The 24,963-nt window shown below is 38.2% G+C and carries 25 protein-coding genes; 20 read left to right on the top strand and 5 right to left on the bottom strand.

Going from position 1 to position 24,963, the window contains the following annotated elements; all coding sequences use genetic code 11:
• Window positions 1-185 precede the first annotated feature (185 nt).
• Complete coding sequence (gene megL / locus M3182_RS19430; RefSeq protein ID WP_432806609.1) at window positions 186-1,364, top strand: methionine gamma-lyase; 1,179 nt, start codon at window positions 186-188, stop codon at window positions 1,362-1,364.
• 57 nt (window positions 1,365-1,421) lie between these two features.
• On the opposite strand, the gene M3182_RS19425 is transcribed toward megL, so the two are convergent.
• Window positions 1,422-1,907, bottom strand: a complete 486-nt coding sequence (locus tag M3182_RS19425; protein WP_285868887.1) for a GAF domain-containing protein — start codon at window positions 1,905-1,907, stop codon at window positions 1,422-1,424.
• 193 nt (window positions 1,908-2,100) lie between these two features.
• On the opposite strand from M3182_RS19425, the gene refZ reads away from it, so the two are divergent.
• Window positions 2,101-2,736 (top strand): forespore capture DNA-binding protein RefZ, encoded by a 636-nt coding sequence (gene refZ / locus M3182_RS19420; RefSeq protein ID WP_251431723.1) that lies wholly within the window; start codon window positions 2,101-2,103, stop codon window positions 2,734-2,736.
• Between the two features lie 37 nt (window positions 2,737-2,773).
• Here refZ and hisJ read toward each other — a convergent pair whose 3' ends face one another.
• Window positions 2,774-3,574 (bottom strand): histidinol-phosphatase HisJ, encoded by an 801-nt coding sequence (gene hisJ, locus M3182_RS19415; RefSeq protein ID WP_251559692.1) that lies wholly within the window; start codon window positions 3,572-3,574, stop codon window positions 2,774-2,776.
• A gap of 205 nt (window positions 3,575-3,779) precedes the next feature.
• Between hisJ and ezrA the strand changes: the two genes are divergently transcribed.
• The 6 genes from ezrA (at window position 3,780) to rarD (ending at window position 11,425) form a co-directional block, all read left to right on the top strand.
• A complete protein-coding gene (gene ezrA / locus M3182_RS19410) occupies window positions 3,780-5,474 on the top strand; it encodes a septation ring formation regulator EzrA (RefSeq protein WP_251431717.1) in 1,695 nt (564 codons plus the stop codon).
• 181 nt (window positions 5,475-5,655) lie between these two features.
• A complete protein-coding gene (locus tag M3182_RS19405; protein ID WP_251559691.1) occupies window positions 5,656-6,798 on the top strand; it encodes a cysteine desulfurase family protein in 1,143 nt (380 codons plus the stop codon).
• 1 nt (window position 6,799) lies between these two features.
• Window positions 6,800-8,002, top strand: a complete 1,203-nt coding sequence (thiI, locus tag M3182_RS19400) for a tRNA uracil 4-sulfurtransferase ThiI (RefSeq protein ID WP_251431711.1) — start codon at window positions 6,800-6,802, stop codon at window positions 8,000-8,002.
• Between the two features lie 100 nt (window positions 8,003-8,102).
• Window positions 8,103-8,306 (top strand): alpha/beta-type small acid-soluble spore protein, encoded by a 204-nt coding sequence (locus M3182_RS19395; RefSeq protein ID WP_251431708.1) that lies wholly within the window; start codon window positions 8,103-8,105, stop codon window positions 8,304-8,306.
• Window positions 8,307-8,609: 303 nt separating this feature from the next.
• Complete coding sequence (mbcS, locus tag M3182_RS19390; protein ID WP_251559690.1) at window positions 8,610-10,184, top strand: acyl-CoA synthetase MbcS; 1,575 nt, start codon at window positions 8,610-8,612, stop codon at window positions 10,182-10,184.
• Window positions 10,185-10,492: 308 nt separating this feature from the next.
• Window positions 10,493-11,425: an EamA family transporter RarD gene (rarD, locus tag M3182_RS19385; RefSeq protein ID WP_251431702.1), complete on the top strand. Its 933-nt coding sequence runs from the start codon at window positions 10,493-10,495 to the stop codon at window positions 11,423-11,425.
• A 64-nt stretch (window positions 11,426-11,489) separates the two neighbouring features.
• On the opposite strand, the gene M3182_RS19380 is transcribed toward rarD, so the two are convergent.
• Complete coding sequence (locus M3182_RS19380; protein ID WP_251431698.1) at window positions 11,490-12,290, bottom strand: NAD kinase; 801 nt, start codon at window positions 12,288-12,290, stop codon at window positions 11,490-11,492.
• A gap of 132 nt (window positions 12,291-12,422) precedes the next feature.
• Here M3182_RS19380 and sppA point away from each other — a divergent pair, with 132 nt between their 5' ends.
• The 9 genes from sppA to M3182_RS19335 all read left to right on the top strand — a co-directional run bounded on the left by sppA (window position 12,423) and on the right by M3182_RS19335 (window position 20,177).
• On the top strand, window positions 12,423-13,421 hold the full coding sequence (gene sppA / locus M3182_RS19375) for a signal peptide peptidase SppA (RefSeq protein WP_251559689.1): 999 nt from the start codon (window positions 12,423-12,425) through the stop codon (window positions 13,419-13,421).
• Window positions 13,422-13,532: 111 nt separating this feature from the next.
• Window positions 13,533-13,952, top strand: coding sequence for an RDD family protein (locus M3182_RS19370; protein WP_251432016.1), 420 nt, complete (start codon window positions 13,533-13,535; stop codon window positions 13,950-13,952).
• A gap of 60 nt (window positions 13,953-14,012) precedes the next feature.
• Window positions 14,013-14,717, top strand: a complete 705-nt coding sequence (locus tag M3182_RS19365; protein ID WP_251559688.1) for a DUF2953 domain-containing protein — start codon at window positions 14,013-14,015, stop codon at window positions 14,715-14,717.
• Window positions 14,718-14,733: 16 nt separating this feature from the next.
• The gene (ytfJ, locus tag M3182_RS19360) at window positions 14,734-15,201 is read left to right on the top strand and encodes a GerW family sporulation protein (RefSeq protein WP_251431689.1); all 468 of its coding nucleotides are present in this window, start codon (window positions 14,734-14,736) and stop codon (window positions 15,199-15,201) included.
• Window positions 15,202-15,390: 189 nt separating this feature from the next.
• Window positions 15,391-15,888 carry a thiol peroxidase gene (gene tpx, locus M3182_RS19355; protein WP_251431686.1) on the top strand — a complete coding sequence of 166 codons (498 nt, stop codon included), beginning with the start codon at window positions 15,391-15,393 and terminating at the stop codon, window positions 15,886-15,888.
• A gap of 256 nt (window positions 15,889-16,144) precedes the next feature.
• Complete coding sequence (locus tag M3182_RS19350; RefSeq protein WP_251559687.1) at window positions 16,145-17,131, top strand: class I SAM-dependent methyltransferase; 987 nt, start codon at window positions 16,145-16,147, stop codon at window positions 17,129-17,131.
• Between the two features lie 387 nt (window positions 17,132-17,518).
• Window positions 17,519-18,706 (top strand): acetate kinase, encoded by a 1,188-nt coding sequence (locus M3182_RS19345; protein ID WP_251559686.1) that lies wholly within the window; start codon window positions 17,519-17,521, stop codon window positions 18,704-18,706.
• A gap of 113 nt (window positions 18,707-18,819) precedes the next feature.
• The gene (locus M3182_RS19340; protein WP_251431677.1) at window positions 18,820-19,659 is read left to right on the top strand and encodes an EcsC family protein; all 840 of its coding nucleotides are present in this window, start codon (window positions 18,820-18,822) and stop codon (window positions 19,657-19,659) included.
• A gap of 5 nt (window positions 19,660-19,664) precedes the next feature.
• Entirely contained in the window at window positions 19,665-20,177 is a 513-nt protein-coding gene (locus tag M3182_RS19335; protein WP_251431674.1) for a MogA/MoaB family molybdenum cofactor biosynthesis protein, read from the top strand.
• A 759-nt stretch (window positions 20,178-20,936) separates the two neighbouring features.
• Here the strand turns inward: M3182_RS19335 and M3182_RS19330 are convergent.
• Window positions 20,937-21,251: a hypothetical protein gene (locus M3182_RS19330; RefSeq protein ID WP_251431671.1), complete on the bottom strand. Its 315-nt coding sequence runs from the start codon at window positions 21,249-21,251 to the stop codon at window positions 20,937-20,939.
• A 209-nt stretch (window positions 21,252-21,460) separates the two neighbouring features.
• On the opposite strand from M3182_RS19330, the gene M3182_RS19325 reads away from it, so the two are divergent.
• Both M3182_RS19325 and argH read left to right on the top strand, forming a co-directional pair.
• Window positions 21,461-22,669, top strand: a complete 1,209-nt coding sequence (locus M3182_RS19325; protein ID WP_251431668.1) for an argininosuccinate synthase — start codon at window positions 21,461-21,463, stop codon at window positions 22,667-22,669.
• Window positions 22,666-24,054 carry an argininosuccinate lyase gene (gene argH / locus M3182_RS19320; RefSeq protein ID WP_251431663.1) on the top strand — a complete coding sequence of 463 codons (1,389 nt, stop codon included), beginning with the start codon at window positions 22,666-22,668 and terminating at the stop codon, window positions 24,052-24,054. The genes M3182_RS19325 and argH overlap by 4 nt, the downstream gene beginning before the upstream one ends.
• A 48-nt stretch (window positions 24,055-24,102) precedes the next feature.
• On the opposite strand, the gene M3182_RS19315 is transcribed toward argH, so the two are convergent.
• Window positions 24,103-24,564 (bottom strand): universal stress protein, encoded by a 462-nt coding sequence (locus M3182_RS19315; RefSeq protein ID WP_251431660.1) that lies wholly within the window; start codon window positions 24,562-24,564, stop codon window positions 24,103-24,105.
• Between the two features lie 97 nt (window positions 24,565-24,661).
• Here M3182_RS19315 and M3182_RS19310 point away from each other — a divergent pair, with 97 nt between their 5' ends.
• Window positions 24,662-24,805, top strand: a complete 144-nt coding sequence (locus M3182_RS19310) for a hypothetical protein (protein ID WP_251431658.1) — start codon at window positions 24,662-24,664, stop codon at window positions 24,803-24,805.
• Window positions 24,806-24,963 lie beyond the last annotated feature (158 nt).

Raw genomic sequence — 24,963 nt, 5'->3', positions numbered from 1 at the left:
CAAAGATAACCATTGAGGAACAAAATATACACATAAAGGGGTTCACATAGGCTGCGATATTTTACACAAAGAGTATTATATTATTTTTTATGGACATAAGTCAAGAGCAAGTTTGAAAAACATTTTTATAAGTAGTGCAATATCATAATTATAGAGGAAGGATTGATTGTCATCAATCGAGGGGGATGAAGATGAAGAAAAAGTTTGAAACTGAAGTGATTCATGGGAATTATGATAGCGCTGAATATCAAGATAGTCTTGTACCACCCATTTTTCAGAGCAGTACATTTACTTTTGCAAATGCCCAACAGGGAGAACGAAGATTTGCAGGCGAAGAGGCAGGGTTTATCTATTCACGCTTAGGCAATCCAACAGTGAAAATTCTTGAAGAGAGAATTGCAAATCTAGAAGGAGCTGAAAAAGCATTGGCCTTTGGTTCAGGGATGGCCGCTGTGTCGGCAGTGCTATTCTCTTTTGTCAAAACAGGGGACCATATTGTTTGTTCACAGGGTGTGTATGGTTGCACTTTCGGGCTCCTTCAATTAATGCGGGAAAAATTTGATGTTTCTCATGCTTTTTCGTTTATGACGACAGAGGAAGAGGTGAGGAGCGCACTCACAGAAAATACGGCTTGTATTTATATTGAAACTCCAATTAATCCAACAATGAGACTTGTAGACTTAGAGATGGTCTCTAGAGTAGCAAAGGAAAAAGGCATACCTGTAATTGTCGACAATACATTTTGTACCCCGTATTTACAAAAGCCGCTAGAACTAGGTTGCGATATCGTCATACACAGTGCAACAAAATACATTTGTGGACACGGAGATGTAATTGCAGGAATCGTAGCTGGGAATGAAGAAAGGCTGAATAAAATTTCCATGACAACCCAAAAAGATATAGGTGGGATTATTGCACCGTTTGATGCTTGGCTCTTACTAAGAGGGTTAAAGACCTTACATCTTCGAATGGACCGTCATTGTGAAAATGCAGTAAAGCTAGCGTCGGCGCTCATGACCCACCCTGCTATTGATCAAGTCTATTACCCCGGGAATCCCAAACAAACCGATTTTAACATTGCTCAAAAACAAATGAAAAAGCCTGGGGGACTGATTTCTTTCACCATTAAAGGCTCGAAGCAAGATGCCCAAGAACTGATGAATAAATTAAAATTAATAAAAATAGCTGTTAGTTTAGGGGATGCGGAAACACTGATCCAACATCCGGCTACCATGACCCATGCTGTTGTGCCGGTTCAAAAGCGGATTGAAATGGGGATTCCCGACAATATGCTCAGACTATCGGTGGGATTAGAAGCATCGGAAGATATTTGGGAGGATTTAGAGCAAGCGTTACAGAAATAAAAACCATTCAGGGAGTAAAAAAGAGCTGTGAACCCTAGGGCTCACAGCTCTATCTTTTTAGCCTTTATAAACTTCCATCAAAGTAGAAACAAACTTCTCAAGCTTTGCCTGGTCAATTTCATCAAAGCGATTTTTCTCAGGTGAATCAATATCAAGAACGCCAATTAGCTTTCCGTTGTCTAGCATTGGAATGACAATTTCTGATTGAGAGGCAGCATCACAAGCGATATGTCCTGGGAAAAGGTGGACATCCTCAACACGAACCGTCTCTAATTTTACTACAGCTGTTCCACACACGCCTTTCCCTACAGGGATTCTCACACATGCTGGTAATCCTTGGAAAGGTCCGAGGACAAGCTCGCCTTCTTCCATTAAATAAAATCCTACCCAATTAATCCGATCAAGGAATTGGTTTAATAAAGCAGATGCATTGCTAAGGTTGGCGATGACATTTTTTTCGCCTTCAAGCAAGCTCTTAAGTTGTTTTATGAGTAAATCATACTGATCTTCACGGTTACCATTATATGTTTCGACTTCAAACAAGTTTTTTCACCCTTTCCTCTAAAAATGCAAGATTTATTTTATCAGAAAAGCAGGAAGAATGCTTGAATTTGTCGATGGATTCTTAAAGGAATATGAGATGTCTAGAAGGAAGTAATAAGAAATAGATAAAGAACGAGAAGGAATGGGTTGCAGGTGTCTAGGGAAAATCTTGAATAAGGGGCGGGTAAGGAGAATGCGAAAAAATTCGAAAGAGTCAATCGTTGAAGCGGCAGTGTTTTTATTTAATACCCAAGGCTTCAGTGGCACTTCGATTCGTGATATTGCTGCAAAAGCAGGGGTAAACCCAGCTAATATCGCCTATTATTTTCAAAATAAGAAAGGACTACTAGAGTACTGTTTTACAGCCTATTTTGAGAATTATTTGAAGGAAATTGAAAAAGGGTATGCATTGTTAGATGAAGGGGCAGAAGTGGCATTAAAACAAATCGTTGTGAATTTGCTGAAATATCAATGCCAAGATATTCAGTTAACACGATTTATTTTAAGAGAGATGACCCTGGATTCTCAGATGGTTCGGGAAGTAATGTCAACCTATCATGTGAAAGAACGATATTATTTTAAAAAAGTCCTTGAAAGAGGGATGAGGAAAAAAGAGTTTCGCAATCATTCTGTTCCTTACCTCATTCTCCAAATAAAAAGTTTATTGAATACGCCATTTTTAAACAGCCATTATGTTCATGAAGTGTTACACATTTTGCCTCACGAGACATACTTTGTTGAGAAATATAGTCGAGACATTTACCAATGGTTGGATGCCATTCTATGTGAACCGAAACCATATGATAATCGAAGAATTGTTTCTGTATAACAAAAAACCGGTCATCAACCGGTTTTTTGTTATGAATCTATAGGTTGGCTAAACGCTTGATACGCTCATAGCCTTGACCGAGTTCTTTCGCTTGGTGTGCATCCGATCCATAAACAAGGGGAATACCTCGTTCTTTTGCCTTATGAACGATGGCATCAGGTGGGTAAGGCTCGCGGCATAATGGTTTTGCTGTGCCAGCGCCATTATAGTCCAACTCGTAACCATGGTCTTTGACTGCGTTTAAGATCAGGTCAATCTCTGAGTCAAAGGATGACTGAACAGGGTATTTCCGTTGGAATTTATGGACAAGCGTCATATGGCCAATTCTTTTTGGCTTGTAGGAACCTAATTCAGCATGGATTGATTTTAATAGGGTTTGGTAATAGTGACGATAAATTTTTTCAACTGAACCGTAGTCCTGGATCATATTTGCGAAATGATTTGGACTATAATCTAAGCAATCGTATCCAGAGGAGCTTTTCAAAAAGTGAACGGAAAGAATAGCATCATCTAGTTTTGGCCCCACTTCATTTAGAAACTGAGTGATTTCAGCTTCATACCCTTCAATATAGTCCACTTCAAGACCGGCGTTGATTTTCACTTTTCCTTCGTACTGCGCTTTTAACTTTGAAACCTCTTCAAAATAGTCATCTAACTTTTCTTTTTGCATTGCACTGTCCGATTGTGGTGTAGGGTCTACAAATGTATCGGGAAGTGGTGCATGCTCTGTAAATGAGATTTCTGTATACCCGAGTGCTAAAGCCCGCTCAATATACGCTTCAAAAGAGTCATTTGTACCATGTGGACAGAATCTAGTATGTACATGACCGTCTCTCATTTTCTACGTTCGCCCCCAATCGCAAAGCTATTCGTGACAGGATTTGATATAGTTCGATAAGAAATTAAACAAAAAATTGAAATTACTGGTCAAAAAATGTCGTTTACATGGTATCATAAATACATAAAAAAAACAGTTCTTATATTTTCTTATATTATATAAATCTATTGAAGCTGATTTTTGTATGAAACCCAGGGGGATTGGCATGGAGTATATCATAGCTGCTATAGGCATAGCACTAGGCCTATTTTTAATAACTTATTTAATGAAACGTAAGTATTTTAATGAAGTGGACCGTTATGAAGCTTGGAAGATTGATATCATGAATCGACCGGTCCAAGATGAAATGTCTAAAGTGAAAAAGCTGAATATGACAGGTCAAACAGAAGAGCTATTTGAGAGATGGCGTAAAGAATGGGATGAAATTGTTACTTCCGAACTACCAGATATTGAGGAATTTCTTCTTGATGCGGAAGATTACACAGACAAACTTCGTTTTAGGAAAGCAAAAGAGTCGTTTGCCAAGATTGAAACAAAGTTGGCTGATATTGAACAGCAAATTGAGAAGCTCCTTCAGGAATTAAATGAGTTAGTTGGCAGTGAAGAGAAGAACCGCAGTGAAATTGATTTGCTTAAAGAGCAGTATCGTGATTGCCGGAAAAATCTTCTTGCACATCGACATAGCTTTGGGACAGCAGAGAAGAGTCTTGAGAACCAATTAAATGAAATTCTAACTCAGTTCGAGCTGTTTGATGAAAAAACGTCAAGCGGTAATTACCTTGAGGCGAGAGAGGTTGTGCTAGCAATTGCGGCCAAACTTGATGAGATTTCTACTAAGATGGAAATAATTCCTCAGCTCCTTCATGATTGCCAGTTAGGAATACCTGCTCAAATGAACGAATTAAAAGAAGGTTGTCGTGAAATGGCGGCCCAAGGGTATGTTATCGATCATTTAGGAGCAATTAAGGAATTAGAAGAAGTTGAGAATCAATTAAATGAATATTTATCACTAATTTCAGAAACAGAAGTTGCTGAAATCCAACAGGGTACAGAAGCAATTAAAGATAAGCTTGAAAACCTTTTTGACCAATTAGAGAATGAAGCATTAGCAAAGCAGTTTGTAATTCATAATGAGAAAAACCTAACTCAATTGATGCAAAATGCAATGGTTGAAAACGATAATATTCAGGAAGAAATCCAGTCGATTCAGCAAAGCTACGAGATTTCTGATCAGAAAATGGATGCTCATATTGTTGCTGAAGGAAGGCTTGAACAATTAGTGAAAAGATACGAACTACTTGTTGCCAAAATCGATCAAGGAGAAACAGCATACAGCTTCTTACGCGATGATCTCTCCGAGCTGAAGCAAGACTTAGAAGAATGTATTAAGGAACAAGAAGAGTTCAAAGAAACGTTGAATGCCTTTAGGAAAGATGAAATAGCTGCAAGGGAAAAAGTGAGAAATCTTTCTCAAAAGACTACCGAGATGATTAAGCTTATTTCTAAAAGTAATTTGCCAGGATTGTCTCAGAATTACAAGTATCTATTAGAGGATGCTAAAGAAAGTATCCAGAATGCTGCAGATAAGCTTGAACAAAAACCGCTTAAAATCCCAACAGTTCAGCAGTACCTTGAAATTGCTGAAATAACAGTGGAAAAACTAGTAACGATGACCGAAGAAACTGTTGACCATGTAAAATTGGCGGAAAGAGTCATCCAATATGGAAATCGCTATCGCAGCAGCCATCCTTCTGTTGCCAAACGGTTGGCAGTAGCAGAAGAGGCATTTAGAAAATATGATTATAGCCAAGCATTAGAAGAAGCGGCTGCAGCGATTGAGGAAGTTGAACCAGGTGCCATAAAGAAAATTCAAGAACTCTTTGTTGAAACGACAGTATAAAAGAAGGTCTCCGTGTTGGAGGCCTTTTTGCATGTTGTCGGAGTTGAACGAGCCGTTTCCGCTTTTCGTATTGGAGCAAATTGGTAGTATAAAACGGAAGGTGATTGTATTTTCAAATATGGGCTAGTGTGATAAAATCTCTTGTTAGCAATGTCGGTATTTTTGAGAGGGGGTAGAATAAATGATTTATTTAGATAATAGTGCAACAACGAAACCTTTTAAAGAAGTGATTGATTCTTTTACGAAGGTTGCTTCAAGTTATTATGGAAATCCTTCCTCTTTGCATCAGATGGGTGGACAAGCAGAAAAGCTCTTGTCTCAGGCACATTCACAAATAGCTAAATTACTTGGAGTGAAAACAAATGAAATTGTTTTTACATCTGGAGGTACAGAAGGAAATAACCTTGCAATTAAAGGAATTGCAATGGAGCATAGAAAAAGAGGAAAGCATATCATTACAACCGAGGTTGAACATGACTCTGTCCGAAACTCTTTTAAGCAGTTAGAAGAGTTAGGATTTGATGTAACTTATATTCCTGTAGATGCGGAGGGGCGTGTAAACTCCTTAGATGTCGAACAGGCAATTCGTTTTGATACAATCCTTGTTTCGGTGATTCATATTAATAACGAAGTAGGAACAATCCAACCGATAAGAGAGATCGGTCGCTTGCTTAAGGACTATCCAAAGATTTATTTCCATGTTGACCATGTTCAAGGAGTGGGGAAGCTACCACTCAATTTTTATGAATGTGGAATTGATTTATGCACGATATCAGGGCACAAGTTTCACGGGCTAAAAGGTACGGGAGCATTGTTTATTCGTGACGGGATTAAAATTTCTTCCTTGCTTTCTGGAGGTGGCCAGGAAACTGAAAGAAGAAGTGGGACAGAGAACGTTGCCGGTATGGTGGCAATGGCTAAAGCTTTGAGAATGACGCTAGACTTGCGTGAACAAAAATTTGCACAATTAACAGAAATTTTGGGTACAATAAAATCCGGGTTAAAGCAATTGCCGGATGTCTGTATCCATTCGCCTGAAGAAAATTCAGCACCACATATCCTTAATTTTTCAATAAAGGGAATTAAATCAGAAGTTTTCGTCCACGCACTTGAAGAAAAAGGGATATACGTGTCCACAACAAGTGCATGTTCATCAAAACGAAATGCTCCAAGCAAAACGCTTCTAGCAATGGGAGTTCCTGTAGAACAAGCAGAACGGGCAATCCGAATAAGTCTATCATATGAAAATACGATGCAAGAAGCAGAAATATTGATTCAGGCCGTTTCGGAAAGTGTAAAACGATTAAGAGAGGTAATGAATTAAAATGTTATATGATCATATTGTCATCCGCTACGGTGAAATATCGACTAAAGGGCGGAATCGAAATAAATTTATTGATAAACTGAGAAAGAGCGTAAAGCGTGCAATACAAGACTTTCCGAAAGCGACGGTCAAATCCGAGCGAGATAGAATGTATGTCTTGTTAAATGGCGAAGATGGTGTTGAAGTTGCGGAAAAGTTAAAGAAAGTTTTTGGTATCCAATCGCTAAGTCCTGCCATTAAAGTAGAAAAAGATATCGAAAAAATGAAAGACGCTGCATTAGAATTATTTACGCACTTATACAAGGAAGGTAAGACGTTTAAAATCACTGGAAAACGGTCGGACAAAACCTTTGAATTAACAACAAACGATATCAACCAAGAATTTGGTGGTCATTTGTTAAAAAATGTACCTGGGTTAAAAGTGGACGTTCGTAATCCAGATATTAATTTGCAAATTGAGATTCGCGCAGAGGCAGCATACCTATCAGCAGAAAATATTAGGGGCGCAGCAGGTCTACCAGTTGGCTCAGGTGGGAAGGCCATGCTTATGCTTTCAGGTGGCATAGATAGCCCAGTTGCAGGTTATTTGTCAATGAAACGCGGTTTGGAAGTGGAAGGAGTCCATTTTGCAAGCCCGCCATTTACAAGTGAACGTGCCAAGCAAAAGGTAATCGATTTAACGGAAAAATTAGCTGACGTGAGTGGGAAAATGGTTCTGCATATTGTGCCATTTACTGAGATTCAACGAACCATTCAAAAACAAGTACCAGAAAACTATACGATGACAACAACACGGAGACTGATGCTTCGAATTACGGACCGACTTCGTGAACAGCATGGTGGTCTTGCAATTATTACAGGAGAAAGCCTTGGGCAAGTAGCCAGTCAAACATTGGAGAGCATGTATGCGATTAATGAAGTGACAAGCACACCAATTATTAGACCACTTATAGCGACTGACAAAACCGACATTATGGAGATTGCAGCGAAGATTGATACGCTTGAAATATCGAACCTGCCATATGAGGATTGCTGTACGGTGTTTGTTCCGTCATCACCTAAAACAAAACCAAAACTTGAAAAGGTTCAGCATTATGAAAGTTATTTTGATTTTGAACCACTTATTGAAAAAGCAGTAAGTGAGACAGAAACAATCATTGTAATACCAGGTATGAGTCAAAAAGAGGAAGAGGATTTATTTTAAGAAATACGGCTTCTTTAAATTGTGAATAATTACCAACAAATGATTTGTATTAGTTCATGTGATTCTACACACTCTATACTCACAAGGAGGTGAACATCACATGGCTAACTCAAACAACTCAAACAACCTTTTAGTACCTGGGGTTGAAGAAGCTCTTAACCAAATGAAGTATGAAATTGCCTCTGAATTTGGCGTAAACCTTGGTGCTGAAACTACTTCTCGCGCTAACGGATCTGTTGGTGGAGAAATCACTAAGCGTTTAGTTTCTATGGCTCAACAACAAATGAGCGGATTTTCTCGATAAAAAAAATAAAATGGCTACAGGAACGGGAAGAAATTCCCGTTCCTTTTTTGCGTTTTATAAAGAATTTTTGTATAAGCTTTATTCTTTATTCAGTTGCCAATCGACGCGGTTTTCTTGTAGTTTAAACAGATATAAATAGTACCTAAGATTAGTACCAGATATAGGATAATATGACAATGTATTCAACAAATTCCCTCTTTACTATTCCCTCTTTTTTATAAAAAATAGTACACAACTCCAATGTTTTCTGTTTATAATGTTATTAGATATTATTACTTGGTACTAAATTAAGGAGGGGCAATAATGAAAAGGGAACAATTAATTGCACCGCAAAAGTATAATCTTATTTCTGAATTTGAACGGCATGCACAAGTGGAAGGAAAGCTTGCACTTCAATGGGAAAATGAAGCTGGAGATAAAAAGGAAATCACTTATCATGATTTAATGATAAATGCGAACAGAATTGGAAATGTCTTCAAGGCTAGTGGATTAACCAAGGGAGATGTTGTCTTGGTTGTTATTCCGCGGCTAATAGAAGCTTATCAAGTATATATTGCGGCGTTAAAATTAGGACTAGTTGTGATTCCGAGTTCAGAAATGTTGCGAACGAAAGATTTACAATACCGAATTACACATGGAGATGTGAAGGCGGTTGTTAGTTATTATCCGTACGTGGATCAATTTGTTGAAATCCCAGCAATGGAGAAGCTATTAAAATTTACGATAGGAAATAAGCAGCAAGGATGGATTTGTTTAGATGATGAGCTAATGGGTGCGTCATCAACTCTTGAACTAACAGGTACAGATCGAGAAGACATGGCCTTTTTATCCTATACTTCTGGAACAACTGGGAATCCAAAGGGAGTTGTTCATACTCATGGTTGGGCATATGCACATCTGCATACTGCTGCTGAACATTGGTTAGGAATTGAAAATGGCGATAAAGTATGGGCTACAGCTGCACCAGGTTGGCAAAAGTGGATATGGAGTCCATTCCTCTCTGTTTTAGGAATGGGGGCTACAGGTTTTGTTTTCAATGGGAGATTTGAGCCTAAGAAGTATTTAAGTCTTATGGGGGAATATGACATTAACGTTCTTTGTTGTACGCCAACTGAGTATCGTTTAATGGCAAAAGTAGAAAATATTGCAGACTATCAACTGCCTGCATTAAAAAGCGCAGTATCTGCTGGTGAGCCGCTAAATCGTGAAGTAATTGATATATTTAGAAAATATTTTAATATCGATGTTCGCGATGGCTATGGACAAACAGAGAACACATTGCTTGTAGGTGTAACAAAAGGAACAGAGCTGAGAGAAGGGGCAATGGGGAAACCAACTCCAGGAAATCGTGTTGAAATTATTGACGATTACGGCAATCCTTGTCCAGTTGGTGTCGTCGGAGATATCGCTGTTCACATTGATACTCCGGCTCTGTTTAAAACCTATTATAAAGATCCTGAACGAACAGCTAAGCAGTACCGTGGTGACTATTATGTTACGGGCGATAGAGCGAAAAAAGATAAAGAAGGTTACTTTTGGTTCGAAGGTCGTAGTGATGATATTATTATTAGTTCTGGCTATACAATTGGGCCGTTTGAAGTTGAGGATGCCCTCGTTAAACATCCAGCTGTAAAAGAATGTGCAGTAGTAGCTTCTCCTGATGAGGTGCGGGGCAATGTTGTAAAGGCTTTTGTTGTATTAAGAAATGAAGATGATCAACAGAAACCAGGACTAATTAAAGAGCTGCAAGAACATGTAAAAACTTTGACAGCTCCATATAAATATCCTCGGAAGATTGAGTTCATTGATGAATTGCCAAAAACAACTTCAGGAAAAATTCGTCGGATCGAACTTCGTCAAAAAGAATTAGAGGTGTGATCATTGGAAGGTGCAGAAGCTTAACCTGCACCTTCCTTTTTTATTTAGGCCTTTCTCAAACTTTGTTGTTTTTGAACAAAAAATACGTCTGAAAAAGCTAGGTTATTCAATATAAATAACTACATTTTAAGAGAAAAGAGTGCTAACCAATTTTAACAATAATCTTTACGAAAAAAACCTTAGGAAGCAGCCTTTTCTTATGAAGGGGAATTAATGTTGGAAATGGAGCTAAAAAAAGAATTGTCACCTAGTTGAACACTCGATATAATTATCTTATTTCGAGTATAGAAAGAAATGAGGTGCGTTAGATGGCAAACCGGACAGAACAACAAATCGGAATTCTCTATGCGGCTGTTGCTTATGTTTTGTGGGGAGTACTTCCAGTCTATTGGAAGCTATTGGGGGATGTTGGCGCAGAAGAAATCCTTGCGAATCGAGTCATTTGGTCGTTTGTTTTTATGATAGGATTATTACTTTTATTAAAAAAATGGTCTTTATTCCTCTCGACTATCCAGGGGTTTGCAAAGAATAAAAAGCAATTAGTCGCACTCACCATAGCTTCCGTGCTTATTAGTATTAATTGGTTTGTCTATATTTGGGCTGTCAATAGTGAGCAAATGATTGAGGCGAGCATGGGCTATTATATTAATCCATTGGTATCCGTTTTATTAGGGATCCTTTTCTTTAAAGAAAAGCTTTCTCCTGCCCAAATTGTTTCATTTTTGTTTGCAATTATCGGGGTTCTAATTATGACATTTTCCTATGGATCGGTCCCGTGGATTGCCCTTACTTTAGCTATTTCATTTGGTTTGTATGGAATGGCAAAGAAACTCATAAAAATGGATTCTGCAGTTGGTTTAGCATTAGAAACCATGGTGGTTACTCCAATAGCAGGGATTTACTTAATATTTTTTGTGGGAACAGAAAACTCATTTATTTCTGATGGATGGTTAACGAGCCTTCTATTAATGGGGGCTGGAATTGCAACAGCAGTACCGCTATTGTTCTTTGCGAAAGGTGCACAAAGCATTCCGTTAACCATGTTAGGGTTCCTTCAGTATATTGCTCCAACCATCACACTAATTTTGGGAATCTTTATATATCATGAGTCGTTTACAAAGACAGACTTATTAGCTTTTACATTTATTTGGGCGGCGTTAACTATTTTTTCGTTATCAAAAACCAAAATAGCTTCATTGCTTGAAGTGAAAATGCGTAAAGAGAAAAGCACTCATATCTAGCAAAAAAAGGCCTTCATTTGAATGGCCTTTTTTGCTTATAGGAGAAGCTGAGCATTTGTTTCTTTTAAAGGAAAGTCCGTCTAACTTTTTCCCAGAAGGAATTATCTTTTAACTTCAAGGTTTTTACTTGTTTATTACTTAGCTGAACCTCGATTTTCTCGACATGTTGAATACTCAGTGCTTCATTGTCAATCCCCATGATTGGATAGTCGTTGCCGTCCTGGACAACTTTTAAAGTTAATTTGCGACCTCCCGCTAAAATAAAGGATGAGCCAAGTGATCGATAATCATTTGTGTTGAGGGAAGCTACTTCACTCACCTGAAGACAAGGGATTAGTGGGTCAACAATGGATCCATTTACGGAGCGAGTATAACCAGTACTCCCCGTTGGTGTAGAAACAATCATCCCGTTTCCTCGAAATGTTTCGAAGTGAAGTTGGTCAATAAATACGTCCATTACAAATGTCCGAATGATAGAAGAACGAACACTAAATTCATTTAAACACTGGAAACTAGTTTCTTCGTCTATTTTGACATCAATGGTAGGATAGCGCCGAACTTCAAGGTTGTCATTCGTCATAGCATCAATAATAGAGGAAAGATTGTTTAGTTGAAAATCACAATACATGCTGCGTTTGTCTGTAAACGAAACGCCCGTATACAAACAATCATCTCGAAATCCTGTATTTCGAACTGCTTGTAAAAAAGTGTCATCGTCTCCAATGCTCACGATAATATTTGCAGACCGATAGTCTTTCACAAGGTCAAACTTACTTCTCGTGGCTAAATTGTAAAGGGGTGCAACAATTTCTTTCGTTTCAGGGTCAGGTTTATGATAAAAATAGAGCTTTCGACGATCTGGCATAAAGGACACCTCCAAAAAATTTGCTTTATATTGTTATATTACCCCTTTCTTCACATATTTTGCTAAAATAAGGGAGATTCATTCTGACCGTGCCGGGGAAATTAGGAAGATAATAAAAAAAGGAGGAATTTGATGAACGGGAAAAGATGGGCAGCGCTTGGAATTGCTGTAGTATTATTTGGAGTATCTGTGTTTGTTAACCTATTATCTAGTTTTGCGTTCTCAAAGGTGGATACCGCATTTACGGATTTATTAGCAACTGATCAAGAGGTGATGGAAGAGGTTCTTGAAGAAGGAGATGCCTATAATAAAATTGCTGTCTTAACAGTAAATGGAACAATCCAAGATACTGGGGACTCATCCTCCTTTTTAGATTCAACCGGGTATCATCATAATAAATTTATGAAGCAATTGAATTACGCTAAAGATGATGCGGATGTTAAAGCAATTGTTCTTCGTGTGAATAGTCCTGGTGGTGGGGTTGTTGAAAGTGCTGAAATACATGATAAGATTGTCGAGATTCAAGAAGAAGCAGGAAAGCCGGTTTATGTTTCAATGGGGTCAATGGCGGCATCTGGTGGGTACTATATCTCGGCTCCGGCAAAAAAAATCTACGCTAGTCCTGAAACGTTAACCGGTTCTTTAGGGGTCATCATGCAGGGAGTGAATTATTCAAAGTTAGCGGAGAATTATGGTGTTGAATTTGTGACCATTAAAAGTGGCCCATATAAAGATATTATGAGTGGTTCAAGGGAAATGACAGGTGAGGAAAGAGAGATTCTTCAAGAAATGATCGACAACTCTTATGAAGGGTTTGTTAAAGTGATATCGGAAGGTAGAAATATGTCTGAAGCAGAAGTTAAGAAGCTTGCTGATGGTCGTATTTATGATGGGCGTCAAGCTTTAGAGGTCAATTTAATTGATGGTTTAGGTCATTTAGAAGATGTCATTGAAACGGTTAAGGCAGAAGAAAACTTAGAGAATGCTCAAGTTAGTCAATATACAGAAAACATGGGTTGGAACTCACTCTTAAGTGTGGGAACGCAAAAACTTATGGGGGAAGAGACGGGTCTAATTCAGCTTTTATCACAGCCAAACTCCCCAAGGTTAATGTACTTATATGCTGAATAAGGAGGGACCGTTTTGAGCAACGACCATTATGATGGATCTAACCTAGAAAATAACGAAACAAATTTGATAGAAGAAACTCAGATTGAAGAAATAAATGAGATTGAACAAAGAATGGAATCAGTCCGGTTTGCGGGATTTTGGATGAGATTTTGGGCGTATTTGCTTGACCTTCTTGTGATTGGAAGCTTTAATCGTTTAATCATTTATCCAGTTTTTCGAGCATTGGATCTTTCAATTGTTGAACAGAACATGTTCACACCGATTGCGATTGCAACTGCCCTTACATTTTATTTATATTTTGTGTTAATGACAAAATTCTTAGGGCAAACGCTTGGAAAAATGGTATTTGGGATAAAAGTTGTAAATTTAAAAGGAGAAACACTTTCATGGGGTACGATTTTATTCCGTGAATGGATTGGTCGTTTTATTTCATCTACGATTCTTATTACATATATCATCGTTGCTTTTTTGCCGAAAAAACAAGGGCTTCACGATCTTTTTGCTGACACTTCCGTTGTTCATGAACGATAAACCTATCTAAAGATAGGTTTATTTTTTTATCTTTTGAGCATAATGAAAGGCTGAAAGGTAGTGAGCAATTTGAAGTGGCTGTTACTAATTCTACTTATTTTAATCCTACTCCTCATAAGCATTGTGTTGACCAAGATAAAGGTGTTTATCGATTTTTATCATGGAAAAGATGATGATCAATTAACAATTACTTTAAAAGCATGGGGGGGACTCTTAACCTATAAAAAAGAAATCCCAATGATTAAAGTAGCTGAAGATGATGCCGCTGTTGTGATAAAAGAAAAAACGAAAACTGGTCCATCTGAGAACACAACGCATGAACAAGAAAATAGTTTTAATGAAAAAGATCTTGTTAACAGTCTTCATGATACAAAAGCAATCTTAGAGCATGTTCTCGGCTTACATACACTTGTGCGCAAACTGATGCGCAAAGTAAAGGTAAAAAAGCTTGAATGGCATACCGGGGTAGGAATTGGTGATGCGGCTTCAACAGCGATCCTTTGTGGTGCTATTTGGGGCCTTAAAGGAGCAATAGTTGGATTAATTAGTAATTATATGAGGCTCACTGTCCATCCAGTATTAACAGTCACTCCTAACTTTCAACAATTCGCATCACAAATACAGCTAAAGTGTATTTTTCAACTACGTGTCGGGCATGCTATGTGGACAGGACTCAAACTGGTTAAATATTGGAAGGGCGGAATACCAGATTTTAAAACAAAGCCTTTATCTGTCCTTCCTAGTGATAATACAAACTCAGTTTAACTAAGGAGGATTTTTTATGTCTGATCATCCAATTCAAGGACTTATGACGACCGCAATGGAAAATTTAAAGGAAATGATTGATGTTAATACAATCATTGGAGACCCTGTTGAGACCCCGGATGGAAGTGTTATCATGACAGTTTCAAAGGTTGGCTTTGGTTTTGCTGCAGGCGGAAGTGAGTTTGTGGTTGATGGAGAAGATTCAAAAAAGCAACCTTTTGGTGGAGGTAGTGGAGGCGGGGTTTCTATTACACCTATTGCCTTTTTAATTGTCAGTTCCCAAGGGGTAAAAATGCTTCATTTGGACGAGAATACACATCTCATTGAAAAGATTTTAGATGTTGCGCCGCAAGCAGTTGAGAAGATTCAACAAATGCTCTCAAAAGGTGATAAAGGAAATAAAGGCAACGACAAAAAAAACGATGACTTACAGCCAAGTAACCCAAGTGAATATAAAGGACCAAAGCAGGATTTAGATATATAAGAAACAGCAAGAGTTAACTTTTCGTTGAAAAGTTAACTTTTTATTTGCGGCCTTTTGAGCTTTGTATACACCCATAGGGACATTAAAATCGGGCTCCGAAAAAGCATGTTTAAATGCAATTAATTGAAAATATTTACGATTAAAGATATATTTAACACTGTACATATAATGGACAAGGAGATGAGGTAAGTGGCAAATATTACGTTTAAAGGGAATTCAGTAACTTTACTTGGAAATGAAGTGAAGGTTGGAGATCAAGCACCAGATTTTAAAGTTTTAGCGAACGATTTATCTGAAGTATCTCTTCAGGATTCTAAAGGGTCAGTAAGATTAATTAGTGTAGTACCGTCGATTGATACGGGTGTTTGCGATGCTCAAACTCGTCGTTTTAACGAAGAAGCAGCGAATCTTGGTAATGTTAAAGTACTAACGGTGAGTGTTGATTTACCATTCGCTCAAAAGCGTTGGTGTGGTGCGAACGGAATCGAAAATGTTCAAACTTTATCTGACCATCGTGAATTATCTTTTGGTGAAGCATATGGAGTGGCAATCAAAGAGTTAAGACTTTTAGCTCGTGCTGTATTTGTTGTAGATGCAAATGATAAAGTTACTTATGTTGAATATGTAAGTGAAGCAACAGACCATCCAAATTACGATGCAGCGATTGAAGCCGCTAAACAAGCTTAGTTTTATCACATTAATACAGAGCCGCAGAGTAATCTGCGGTTTTTGTTGGCTAAACGGGAGGATTGCCCTCTCTGCAAGAAGGTGTTTATAGCATACATAATTAACTATGCCCTAAGGAACCCACGCATGCATTCTCCGCCTTCATGCTCGCTATTTGGCGAGTTTTCTTTGTTAAGAATCACCAATAAACTCATTGCTTGTGTCCACTAATATTGAAGAGTAAAATGAAGAAATATTGTATTCGGGAGGAAAAGAATTGAGTATTGTACCAGTAGAAAAGTTATTTACTATTTTTAGTGAAACAGCAGATATATTAGCAGAAGAATTATCTTGTACTTACCTTGAAGCTCTAGCAGAGACTGGAGAGAATATGTTTCATGGAGACATTCTTCAAGATGAATTGAGTGAACTTAGCATAAAACGTATTAAGAAGATTTATAATGAACTAAAGCTAGCGGATTATTCTAGAGAAGAAATTCGAAAGGCATTCCAGTTAGCGATTTTAAAAGGCATGCAACAAAATATTCAGCCTAACCATCAAATGACGCCTGACTCAATAGGGATGTTTATCGGTTATTTAGTAAGCAAATTTATCGACCAGACTAGTTATCGACTGTTAGACCCTGCTGTTGGGACTGGCAATTTACTATCAGCGGTATTGAATCATCAAACTGATAAAAATGTTCAATCTCTTGGTAGTGAAATTGATGAGGTCCTCCTTAAACTTGCTTATGTGAATGCTAACTTGCAAATGCATGAAGTAGAGTTTTTTAACCAGGATAGCTTAGAGCCTTTGTTTATCGATCCTGTTGATGCTGTTATCTGTGATTTACCAATTGGATATTATCCGAATGACCTTCGCGCTTCAGACTATGAAATTCACGCTGAATCAGGCCATACCTATGCACATCATTTATTTATTGAACAAAGCGCGAAGCATACAAAACAAGGAGGGTATTTATTTTTTCTTATTCCTAATGGTTTATTTGAAAGTGAACAAGCTAAACATTTGCACGAATTTATAAAAAATCATTTATATATTCAAGGTGTTATACAGTTGCCACTTTCAATGTTTAAAAATAAACAAGCTGCCAAAAGCATCTTAATCTTACAAAAACAATCCGATCAGGTAAAGCCTCCGAAACAAGCATTACTTGTTGACTTACCTAAGCTATCTGATGGTCAAGCGATGAGTAGAATTCTCAAGCAAATTGACGGTTGGGTCGCCGAGAATAAAAAATAGTTAAAAACAAAGAATATAATGCAACAAATGTCCTTCATATTTCTTCAATGAAGGGCTTTTTTATGGAGTTATTTTACAAGAGTTTGTTGTTGGAAGATCTAAAGCCAATTTTAGTGCAAGAAGCATCTATAAGTATTTCTAAAGGAATGTTGGAATAGAAAAACCTAATGTGGGCTTGTACTGCAGAGGCAGATAAAGGGTTGAAGTTGTATTGACGAAATTTTCTAGATATCTGAATTAAAACATATTTTAATGTAAGCGATAACACATTTGAAAACCAAAATAGACAGTGCTTTAATTGTGAATGGAGAGATAGAAACAGGGCTTGTTGCACAGAATAAAAAATGATTCTTGTACAAGTTGTTAATTAAAGGAGCGTAAAGAAATATGGCTAAAATGATTGCAATCAATGCGGGCAGTTCATCATTAAAGTTCCAGCTTTTTGAAATGCCTAATGAAGAAGTAATTACTAAAGGACTTGTTGAACGAATCGGCCTAAAAGATTCGGTCTTCCAAATATCTGTAAATGGTGAAAAACAAAAAGATGTACTTGATATCCCAAATCATGAAGTAGCTGTCCAAATGCTTTTGGATAAACTCACAACTCTTGGTATTATTCAATCCATTGACGAGATTGAAGGAGTTGGCCACCGCGTCGTACATGGTGGTGAAGAATTCAGTGACTCTGCTGTAGTTACAGAAGAAGTAATTGAGAAAATTGAGAGGCTTGCGGAATTGGCTCCGCTTCACAATCCAGCGAACTTAACAGGAATCCGTGCATTCCAACGAGCTTTGCCGAATGTACCAGCAGTTGTTGTATTTGATACAGCTTTCCACCAAACAATGCCTGAGGATTCTTTCTTATACAGCTTACCTTATGATTACTATACCAAGTACGGTATTCGTAAGTATGGCTTCCATGGCACTTCACATAAATACGTTTCTGAGCGTGCAGCAGAAATGCTTGGAAGACCAATTGAACACCTTCGCTTAATTTCTTGTCATCTAGGAAACGGTGCAAGTATTGCTGCAATTGAAGCAGGAAAATCAATTGATACATCCATGGGCTTTACTCCGCTAGCTGGTGTAACAATGGGTACGCGTTCTGGTAATATTGATCCGGCGTTAATTCCATATATCATGGAGAAAACAAACAAAACAGCGGATGAAGTACTAGATGTTTTAAATAAAGAGAGTGGAATGCTCGGTTTATCTGGATTCTCTAGTGACTTACGTGATATCCACCAAGAATCATTAAATGGAAATGAGCGTGCAGAGTTGACGCTTCAAGTATTTGCAAACCGTATTCATAAGTACATTGGATCTTATGCAGCACGTATGAGCGGGGTCGATGCAATCATTTTCACTGCTGGTATCGGAGAGAACAGTTCAGCTATTCGTGCCCGAATCCTTAAAGGACTAGAATTTATGGGTGTATATTGGGACCCAGCATTAAATCAAATTCAAGGGGAAGAATCTTTTATTAGCTACCCACATTCTCCAGTGAAAATCATGGTGATTCCTACAGATGAGGAAGTTATGATTGCACGTGATATTGTGCGTCTAACAAAGTAATTTTTTTGAAGGCAAAAGCAAACGCTTTTGCCTTTTTGCATCCTCTTAGCAGGAAGCTTTTAGATTATTAGTTATGCTATACTAGAGATAAAATCAAGCTGGAGGGTTCGCGAATGTCATTAACAGAAAGGGACAAGAAAGTACTTGGTGAATTAAAAGAATGGGAGATTTCTCTTTCTGAGTATATACCCAATGATTTAGAACTTGTTTATGACAAATATATTGAACGGACGTTTTCCCTGTTACCTGAAGAGGTGCAAGAACAGTTCTTTTCTAAATTTGACAATTGGCTATTTCATTTACACTCGTTTATTCAAGGATCACACTTGCAGACGGATGCTAAAGACCGGATTCTCTCTGCAGGACGGATATTCAATCCAGAGATGGATTCCATTGAAGAAATGAGGTACCTTTCGATTGAACAAATTCAGTATATCGCCGAACAGCAAATTGCCCGTCACCGCCTGTATTCATTTGTTCAAGGTGGGATGACTGGGAGTGGAGGAAACCTTGTACTTGGAGCCGATATCCCAGCATTAGCAGTGATTAATCTGAGAGCTGTACAATTAATAGCAATGTCCTATGGCTTTGAAGTGAATACACCATTTGAAATGATGACCGCGTTAAAAGTGTTCCATGTAGCGATGATGCCGAAAAGAATGCAGGCAAGTGGATGGAATGAATTAATGGAAGAACTTAAGCAAACAGAAGATGATGATTTGTACTTTTATCATGGCAAGGAAGAACTGACAGACATAACCTGGGTTGAGCAACCAATCAAACAGCTTATGAAAGCAGTATGTATTCTCATGTTTCGGAAAAGGAGAATACAAGGAGTCCCAATTATTAGTATGGCAATCGGTGCCGGAGCAAATTACCAACTGACGAGAAAAGTGACGGACTTTGCACATAAATATTATCAAATGCGATATTTTGTACATAAAGGAGTGTAAGATTCATGAGTACGCAAGAACATAAGCAAGCAGCTCCTAATTCTGTAAATTGTAAGGTCATTACCGTAAGTGATACAAGAAATAAAGATACCGATAAAAGTGGCAAGTTAATGATCGAACTGCTTGAAGACAAAGGGCACACTGTTGTTGATTATGTCATTGTGAAAGACGAGAGAGAAGCTATTTATCAAGCGGTCATTGAAGGGTGCAGTGATCCTCAAATTGATGTTGTATTAACTAATGGTGGAACAGGTATTGCCAAGCGCGATGTTACGATCGAAACAGTTCAATCCATGTTCGATAAAGATATCACTGGTTTTGGTGAGCTGTTTCGCATGTTAAGCTATCAGGAGGATATTGGTTCGGCTGCGCTGCTTTCCAGAGCTACTGCAGGGGTAATAAACGATAAAGCAGTCTTTGCCACTCCTGGATCCACAGGGGCTGTGAAATTGGCAATGAATAAGCTGATTTTGTCTGAGATTGGTCATGTGGTGAGAGAGTTAAAAAAAGATCTTTGAATAAACATTTAATAATGCAAATTAAAATGAGTGCCAATTTTCATAGGGAATTGACACTCATTTTTTTTATTGATGTAAAACCCTTTGGATGGAGACATTTTGATAGGTAAAGGCTGTCGTACCTTTTTTGGTATGCAATTTTATCTTACAAAAATTTAAAGTTTAGCGGAGATATTCCGGTTAAACTGCAGAATAGGGCTCGATTCAGCTAAGCTATATAAGCGGAATTTTTCCGATTAAGCAAAGCAAAATTACCATTTTTATGTTTTTTGAATCAATAGTCGGAATCCTTCCATCTATTTAAGCTATTTTTAGTGCTATTTCCTATATAAGAGAAATTTCTCCGCTTATTGGGTCGTGAGGGTTATGGTTGGATAGGGAGCAGAATTTTTAAGAGAGTTCAACAGCCATCTAATAATGGATATAAAAAACGGCTCAGTTTAATGAACTGAGCCATTTTATTCCTAATTGCAAAACAATTAATGCCAGTATAAATACATTTTGATTGCATTTTCAGGTTTTGCGACAGTTAACCGAATAGAAAAGTCTTATCTCAGTTGGAGAGCTCCGGGCCATACGCCGCTAAACAGGGCGCTTCCGCTTTTCTCATTGTCTAGCTGCGGCTCCTAACGACTAGTGGACTTCGCTCTTCTCCCTGCGATAAGTCAACATCGAATCGCTTACGCTCTTCGTGTTTCCTTTATCTCAGTCGAAGCGCTCCAGCCCATACGTCGCTGGGCAGTCGCCTCCGCTTTTCGTTTACATATGTGTTTTTTCTGTTATTTCTTGATGGGTTCGGTACCAAAGCCATAGGTCATTTATAATCGAAGCCAACTCGGCAATTTCACTATTTAACTGGCAAGAGCGATTGAAATCTGCTTCGTTATTTAACTCCGCTTGTTTTGAATTAATGAGTGCTTCTAAATCAGCAATCCGGTCAGGAATTGCCCCCCTAATTTTTTCCCAGTAAAGAAGAATTTCATATTGTGTTTCATGAGAGTAAGTATCCCAATCCCTATCAAAGGAAGGTAGCGAAATCCCAAGCCGCTGATTATATTTGAAATAGTTCTTCATGTTTTGGTTCACCCCATTCTATAGCTTCCTTTATTTTACAACATAAATGGCGATGCTTCTACGTAATAAAGGCTTTTTGAGGAAAATTCCGCTCATTTATGATTTTTTTGAAAATAAGGATTGAAAAATAAATCAAAACCTGTTAAGTTTTATTATAATGAATAAACATATAATTGTTTGTATAAATATTCAAGGGGAGAGAATCATAAATGACTGAAACTAAAAAAGTTGTACTCGCTTATTCTGGAGGTTTAGATACATCGGTGGCCATTAAATGGCTTCAAGAACAAGGTTATGAGGTTATTGCTTGTTGTCTCGATGTTGGAGAAGGTAAGGATTTAAACTTTGTAAAAGAAAAGGCCCTAAATGTTGGAGCCGTAAAATCATATGTTTTAGATGTAAAAGAAGAATATGCTAAGGAATATGCTTTAATAGCACTTCAAGCTCATGCATTATATGAAGGAAAATACCCACTAGTGTCGGCTTTATCACGCCCATTGATTTCAAAGAAACTTGTGGAAGTAGCTGAAAAAGAAGGTGCTGTAGCGGTTGCACATGGTTGTACTGGAAAAGGAAACGACCAGGTTCGATTTGAAGTATCCATTAAAGCACTGAACCCAGAATTGGAGGTTCTTGCTCCAGTGCGTGAGTGGAAATGGTCGCGTGAAGAAGAAATTGAATATGCTGCACAAAACAATATCCCGATTCCAATTAACCTTGATAGCCCATTCTCCATAGATCAAAACTTATGGGGACGCAGTAATGAATGTGGAATCTTAGAAGATCCTTGGGCTGCACCACCTAAAGAAGCTTATGAATTAACGAATGAACTGGAAGATACTCCGGATACACCTGATATTGTCGAAATTGAGTTTGAACAAGGTGTTCCTGTTGCTTTAAACGGTAAAAGCTTTACTCTTGCCCAGCTAATCCTTGAATTAAATATTCTTGCAGGGAAACATGGAGTAGGCCGTGTTGACCATGTTGAAAATCGCCTTGTTGGAATTAAGTCCCGTGAAGTATATGAAGTACCAGGGGCAATGACTTTGATTAAAGCTCATAAAGAATTAGAAGATATTACTCTAGTAAAAGAAGTGGCTCACTTTAAACCTGTTATTGAAAAGAAAATGACAGAACTTATTTATGAGGGGCTATGGTTTTCGCCATTACGTAATGCGCTTGAAGCATTCTTGAAGGAAACACAAAAATTTGTTTCAGGTACAGTAAGAGTAAAACTGTTTAAAGGTCATGCGATTGTTGAAGGACGAAAATCTCCTTATTCTCTATACAATGAAAAACTTGCAACATACACAAAAGAAGATGAATTTGACCATAGTGCTGCTGTAGGGTTCATCAACCTATGGGGGCTTCCTACAAAAGTGAGTAGCATGGTACAAGGCAAGAAGGTGAACGTGTGAAGAAATTATGGGGCGGCAGATTTACTGCTTCCGCTGAAGAATGGGTCGATGAATTTGGTGCCTCCATTTCCTTTGACCAGGAACTCGTGATGGAAGACATCCAAGGGAGTATCGCACATGCTACGATGTTGGCGAAGTGCGATATTCTAACGGCAGAGGAAGCAGAAACAATCATAACAGGATTAAAGACATTAAAAGAAAAAGCAGAGAAAAAAGAACTTGAATTCTCGACTAAGTACGAGGATATTCATTTGAACTTAGAACATCTGCTTACTGAGCTTGTCGGACCAGTTGGCGGCAAGCTCCATACAGCAAGAAGTCGAAACGATCAAGTTGCGACTGATATGCATTTATATTTAAGAGAACAAGTAAAGGAAATTGAAAGTCTAATTCAAGAGTTTCAGACAGTATTGCTCGAAAAGGCTGAGCAACATGTTGAAACCATTATGCCAGGTTATACGCATCTGCAAAGAGCACAGCCGATTTCTTTGGGACATCATTTAATGGCCTATTTCTGGATGCTCGAGCGTGATAAACAGCGCTTTTCGAGTGCCTTAGAACGTATTAATATTAGTCCATTAGGAGCTGGAGCCTTAGCAGGGACAACCTTCCCGATTGACCGCGAGTATAGTGCTGAATTGCTAGGTTTTAATGGAATCTATCAGAATAGTCTCGATGCAGTAAGTGATCGGGACTTTATTCTGGAGTTTATGTCGGCTAGTAGTATCATGATGATGCATTTATCACGATTTGCTGAAGAAATTATTTTATGGTCAAGCCAAGAATTCCGCTTCATTGAATTAGATGATACGTTTGCAACAGGTAGTAGCATAATGCCACAGAAGAAAAACCCAGACATGGCTGAGTTGATTAGAGGGAAAACTGGTCGCGTTTATGGAGGCTTAATGAGCCTATTGACCATCCTGAAAGGACTGCCGCTTGCGTATAATAAGGATATGCAGGAAGATAAAGAAGGAATGTTCGATACTGTGAAAACAGTAAAAGGTTCTCTGAAAATCTTTGCTGGCATGATTGAGACAATGAAGGTAAATGAAGAAAACATGAAGACTTCTGTTACAAATGATTTTTCAAATGCTACAGAACTTGCGGACTATCTAGCTGCAAAAGGGATGCCGTTTAGAGAGGCTCATGAAGTGGTCGGTAAGTTAGTCCTTCACTGTATCCAAAAGGGCTGCTACTTAGCGGACCTTCCACTTAAGGAATTGCAAGAAGCAAGTTCATTATTTGACGAGGATATATATGAAGCTTTGAATCCTTACAACGCAGTTGCTCGGAGAAATTCTGCAGGGGGAACAGGCTTTGTTGAAGTATCTGCTCAAATCCACAAAGGGAAACAAATCCTTGAAGGTAAATCAATAGAATAATAAAAGCGCGCGACCAAGAGGTTGCGTGCTTTTTCGTTAGGAGAATGACTAGCTTAATTGTTCTTCTTCTTTTTCCGTTCTGATAATCATGACGTCACAAGGGGCATAGCGAACGATGTGTTCAGAGACGCTTCCGATAAAGAAGCGTTCGACTGCATTCATACCTGTAGCACCACAAACGATTAGGTCGACATTAAAACGTTTTGCGATGTCTTTAGCAATTTTTACTTTTGGAGAGCCATAATCTATATCGTAGGTGACTTCTTTCACCCCCGCTTCAAGTGCCTGTTGTTTATAATTTTCTAGGAGTTCTTCAGCAAATTCCTTTGCACGCTCTGAAATAGTACGATCATAAGCTTCGACTGTTGCAAATGTTCGTAAATCAATCACATGCGTCAAAAATAATTTAGCGTTGTTTCTTTTGGCAATTTCAATGGCCTTCTTAAAGGCCCAAGCCGCTTCTTTTGAACCATCAACCGCTACTAAAACATTCTTGTATGTTAAACCCATTGCTATCCTCCTCCTTTACCTTAATTATACAGTAGTTTTTATTGTATGAATGTTACAAACTGGCGAACAATAAGATAGTCAGGAGGGAGGATAAGATATGGAAAAGCCAAAACGAAATGACCGCGAAACGTATTCTTATATTGAAAATGGTACATCTGAAGTAACCCAACAGATTATGGATTCCTATAATAGTGGAGTAATTGATGCTTCGCTTGAGGAAACCTCACGTGAAGAAGGATAAGCTCAATCTAACAAGCTGAAGAGTCAGCTTGTTTTTGTGCGACGGGCAGTCGCATTGAGTGTTGACTGAAGTCAACACTCTTCTTGCATTTTCGGACAGAGACGTCATTTCGATGAAACGACTGAAAGAAGAAAATGTAATAGAATCCCAGATGGTGA

The organism is Mesobacillus maritimus (assembly GCF_023715205.1).
GTDB classification, from domain to species: Bacteria; Bacillota; Bacilli; order Bacillales; family Cytobacillaceae; genus Mesobacillus_B; species Mesobacillus_B maritimus_C.
This window is presented reverse-complemented; position numbering and strand designations above follow the sequence as displayed.

What these genes read in the sequence shown, in the direction of transcription:
- megL (WP_432806609.1), top strand. Translation starts at nt 186, where the DNA reads ATGAAGATGAAGAAAAAGTTTGAAACTGAAGTGATTCATGGGAATTAT.
- refZ (WP_251431723.1), top strand. Translation starts at nt 2,101, where the DNA reads ATGCGAAAAAATTCGAAAGAGTCAATCGTTGAAGCGGCAGTGTTTTTA.
- hisJ (WP_251559692.1), bottom strand. Translation starts at nt 3,574, where the DNA reads ATGAGAGACGGTCATGTACATACTAGATTCTGTCCACATGGTACAAAT.
- ezrA (WP_251431717.1), top strand. Translation starts at nt 3,780, where the DNA reads ATGGAGTATATCATAGCTGCTATAGGCATAGCACTAGGCCTATTTTTA.
- M3182_RS19405 (WP_251559691.1), top strand. Translation starts at nt 5,656, where the DNA reads ATGATTTATTTAGATAATAGTGCAACAACGAAACCTTTTAAAGAAGTG.
- thiI (WP_251431711.1), top strand. Translation starts at nt 6,800, where the DNA reads ATGTTATATGATCATATTGTCATCCGCTACGGTGAAATATCGACTAAA.
- M3182_RS19395 (WP_251431708.1), top strand. Translation starts at nt 8,103, where the DNA reads ATGGCTAACTCAAACAACTCAAACAACCTTTTAGTACCTGGGGTTGAA.
- mbcS (WP_251559690.1), top strand. Translation starts at nt 8,610, where the DNA reads ATGAAAAGGGAACAATTAATTGCACCGCAAAAGTATAATCTTATTTCT.
- rarD (WP_251431702.1), top strand. Translation starts at nt 10,493, where the DNA reads ATGGCAAACCGGACAGAACAACAAATCGGAATTCTCTATGCGGCTGTT.
- M3182_RS19380 (WP_251431698.1), bottom strand. Translation starts at nt 12,290, where the DNA reads ATGCCAGATCGTCGAAAGCTCTATTTTTATCATAAACCTGACCCTGAA.
- sppA (WP_251559689.1), top strand. Translation starts at nt 12,423, where the DNA reads ATGAACGGGAAAAGATGGGCAGCGCTTGGAATTGCTGTAGTATTATTT.
- M3182_RS19370 (WP_251432016.1), top strand. Translation starts at nt 13,533, where the DNA reads ATGGAATCAGTCCGGTTTGCGGGATTTTGGATGAGATTTTGGGCGTAT.
- ytfJ (WP_251431689.1), top strand. Translation starts at nt 14,734, where the DNA reads ATGTCTGATCATCCAATTCAAGGACTTATGACGACCGCAATGGAAAAT.
- M3182_RS19345 (WP_251559686.1), top strand. Translation starts at nt 17,519, where the DNA reads ATGGCTAAAATGATTGCAATCAATGCGGGCAGTTCATCATTAAAGTTC.
- M3182_RS19340 (WP_251431677.1), top strand. Translation starts at nt 18,820, where the DNA reads ATGTCATTAACAGAAAGGGACAAGAAAGTACTTGGTGAATTAAAAGAA.
- M3182_RS19335 (WP_251431674.1), top strand. Translation starts at nt 19,665, where the DNA reads ATGAGTACGCAAGAACATAAGCAAGCAGCTCCTAATTCTGTAAATTGT.
- M3182_RS19330 (WP_251431671.1), bottom strand. Translation starts at nt 21,251, where the DNA reads ATGAAGAACTATTTCAAATATAATCAGCGGCTTGGGATTTCGCTACCT.
- M3182_RS19325 (WP_251431668.1), top strand. Translation starts at nt 21,461, where the DNA reads ATGACTGAAACTAAAAAAGTTGTACTCGCTTATTCTGGAGGTTTAGAT.
- M3182_RS19315 (WP_251431660.1), bottom strand. Translation starts at nt 24,564, where the DNA reads ATGGGTTTAACATACAAGAATGTTTTAGTAGCGGTTGATGGTTCAAAA.
- M3182_RS19310 (WP_251431658.1), top strand. Translation starts at nt 24,662, where the DNA reads ATGGAAAAGCCAAAACGAAATGACCGCGAAACGTATTCTTATATTGAA.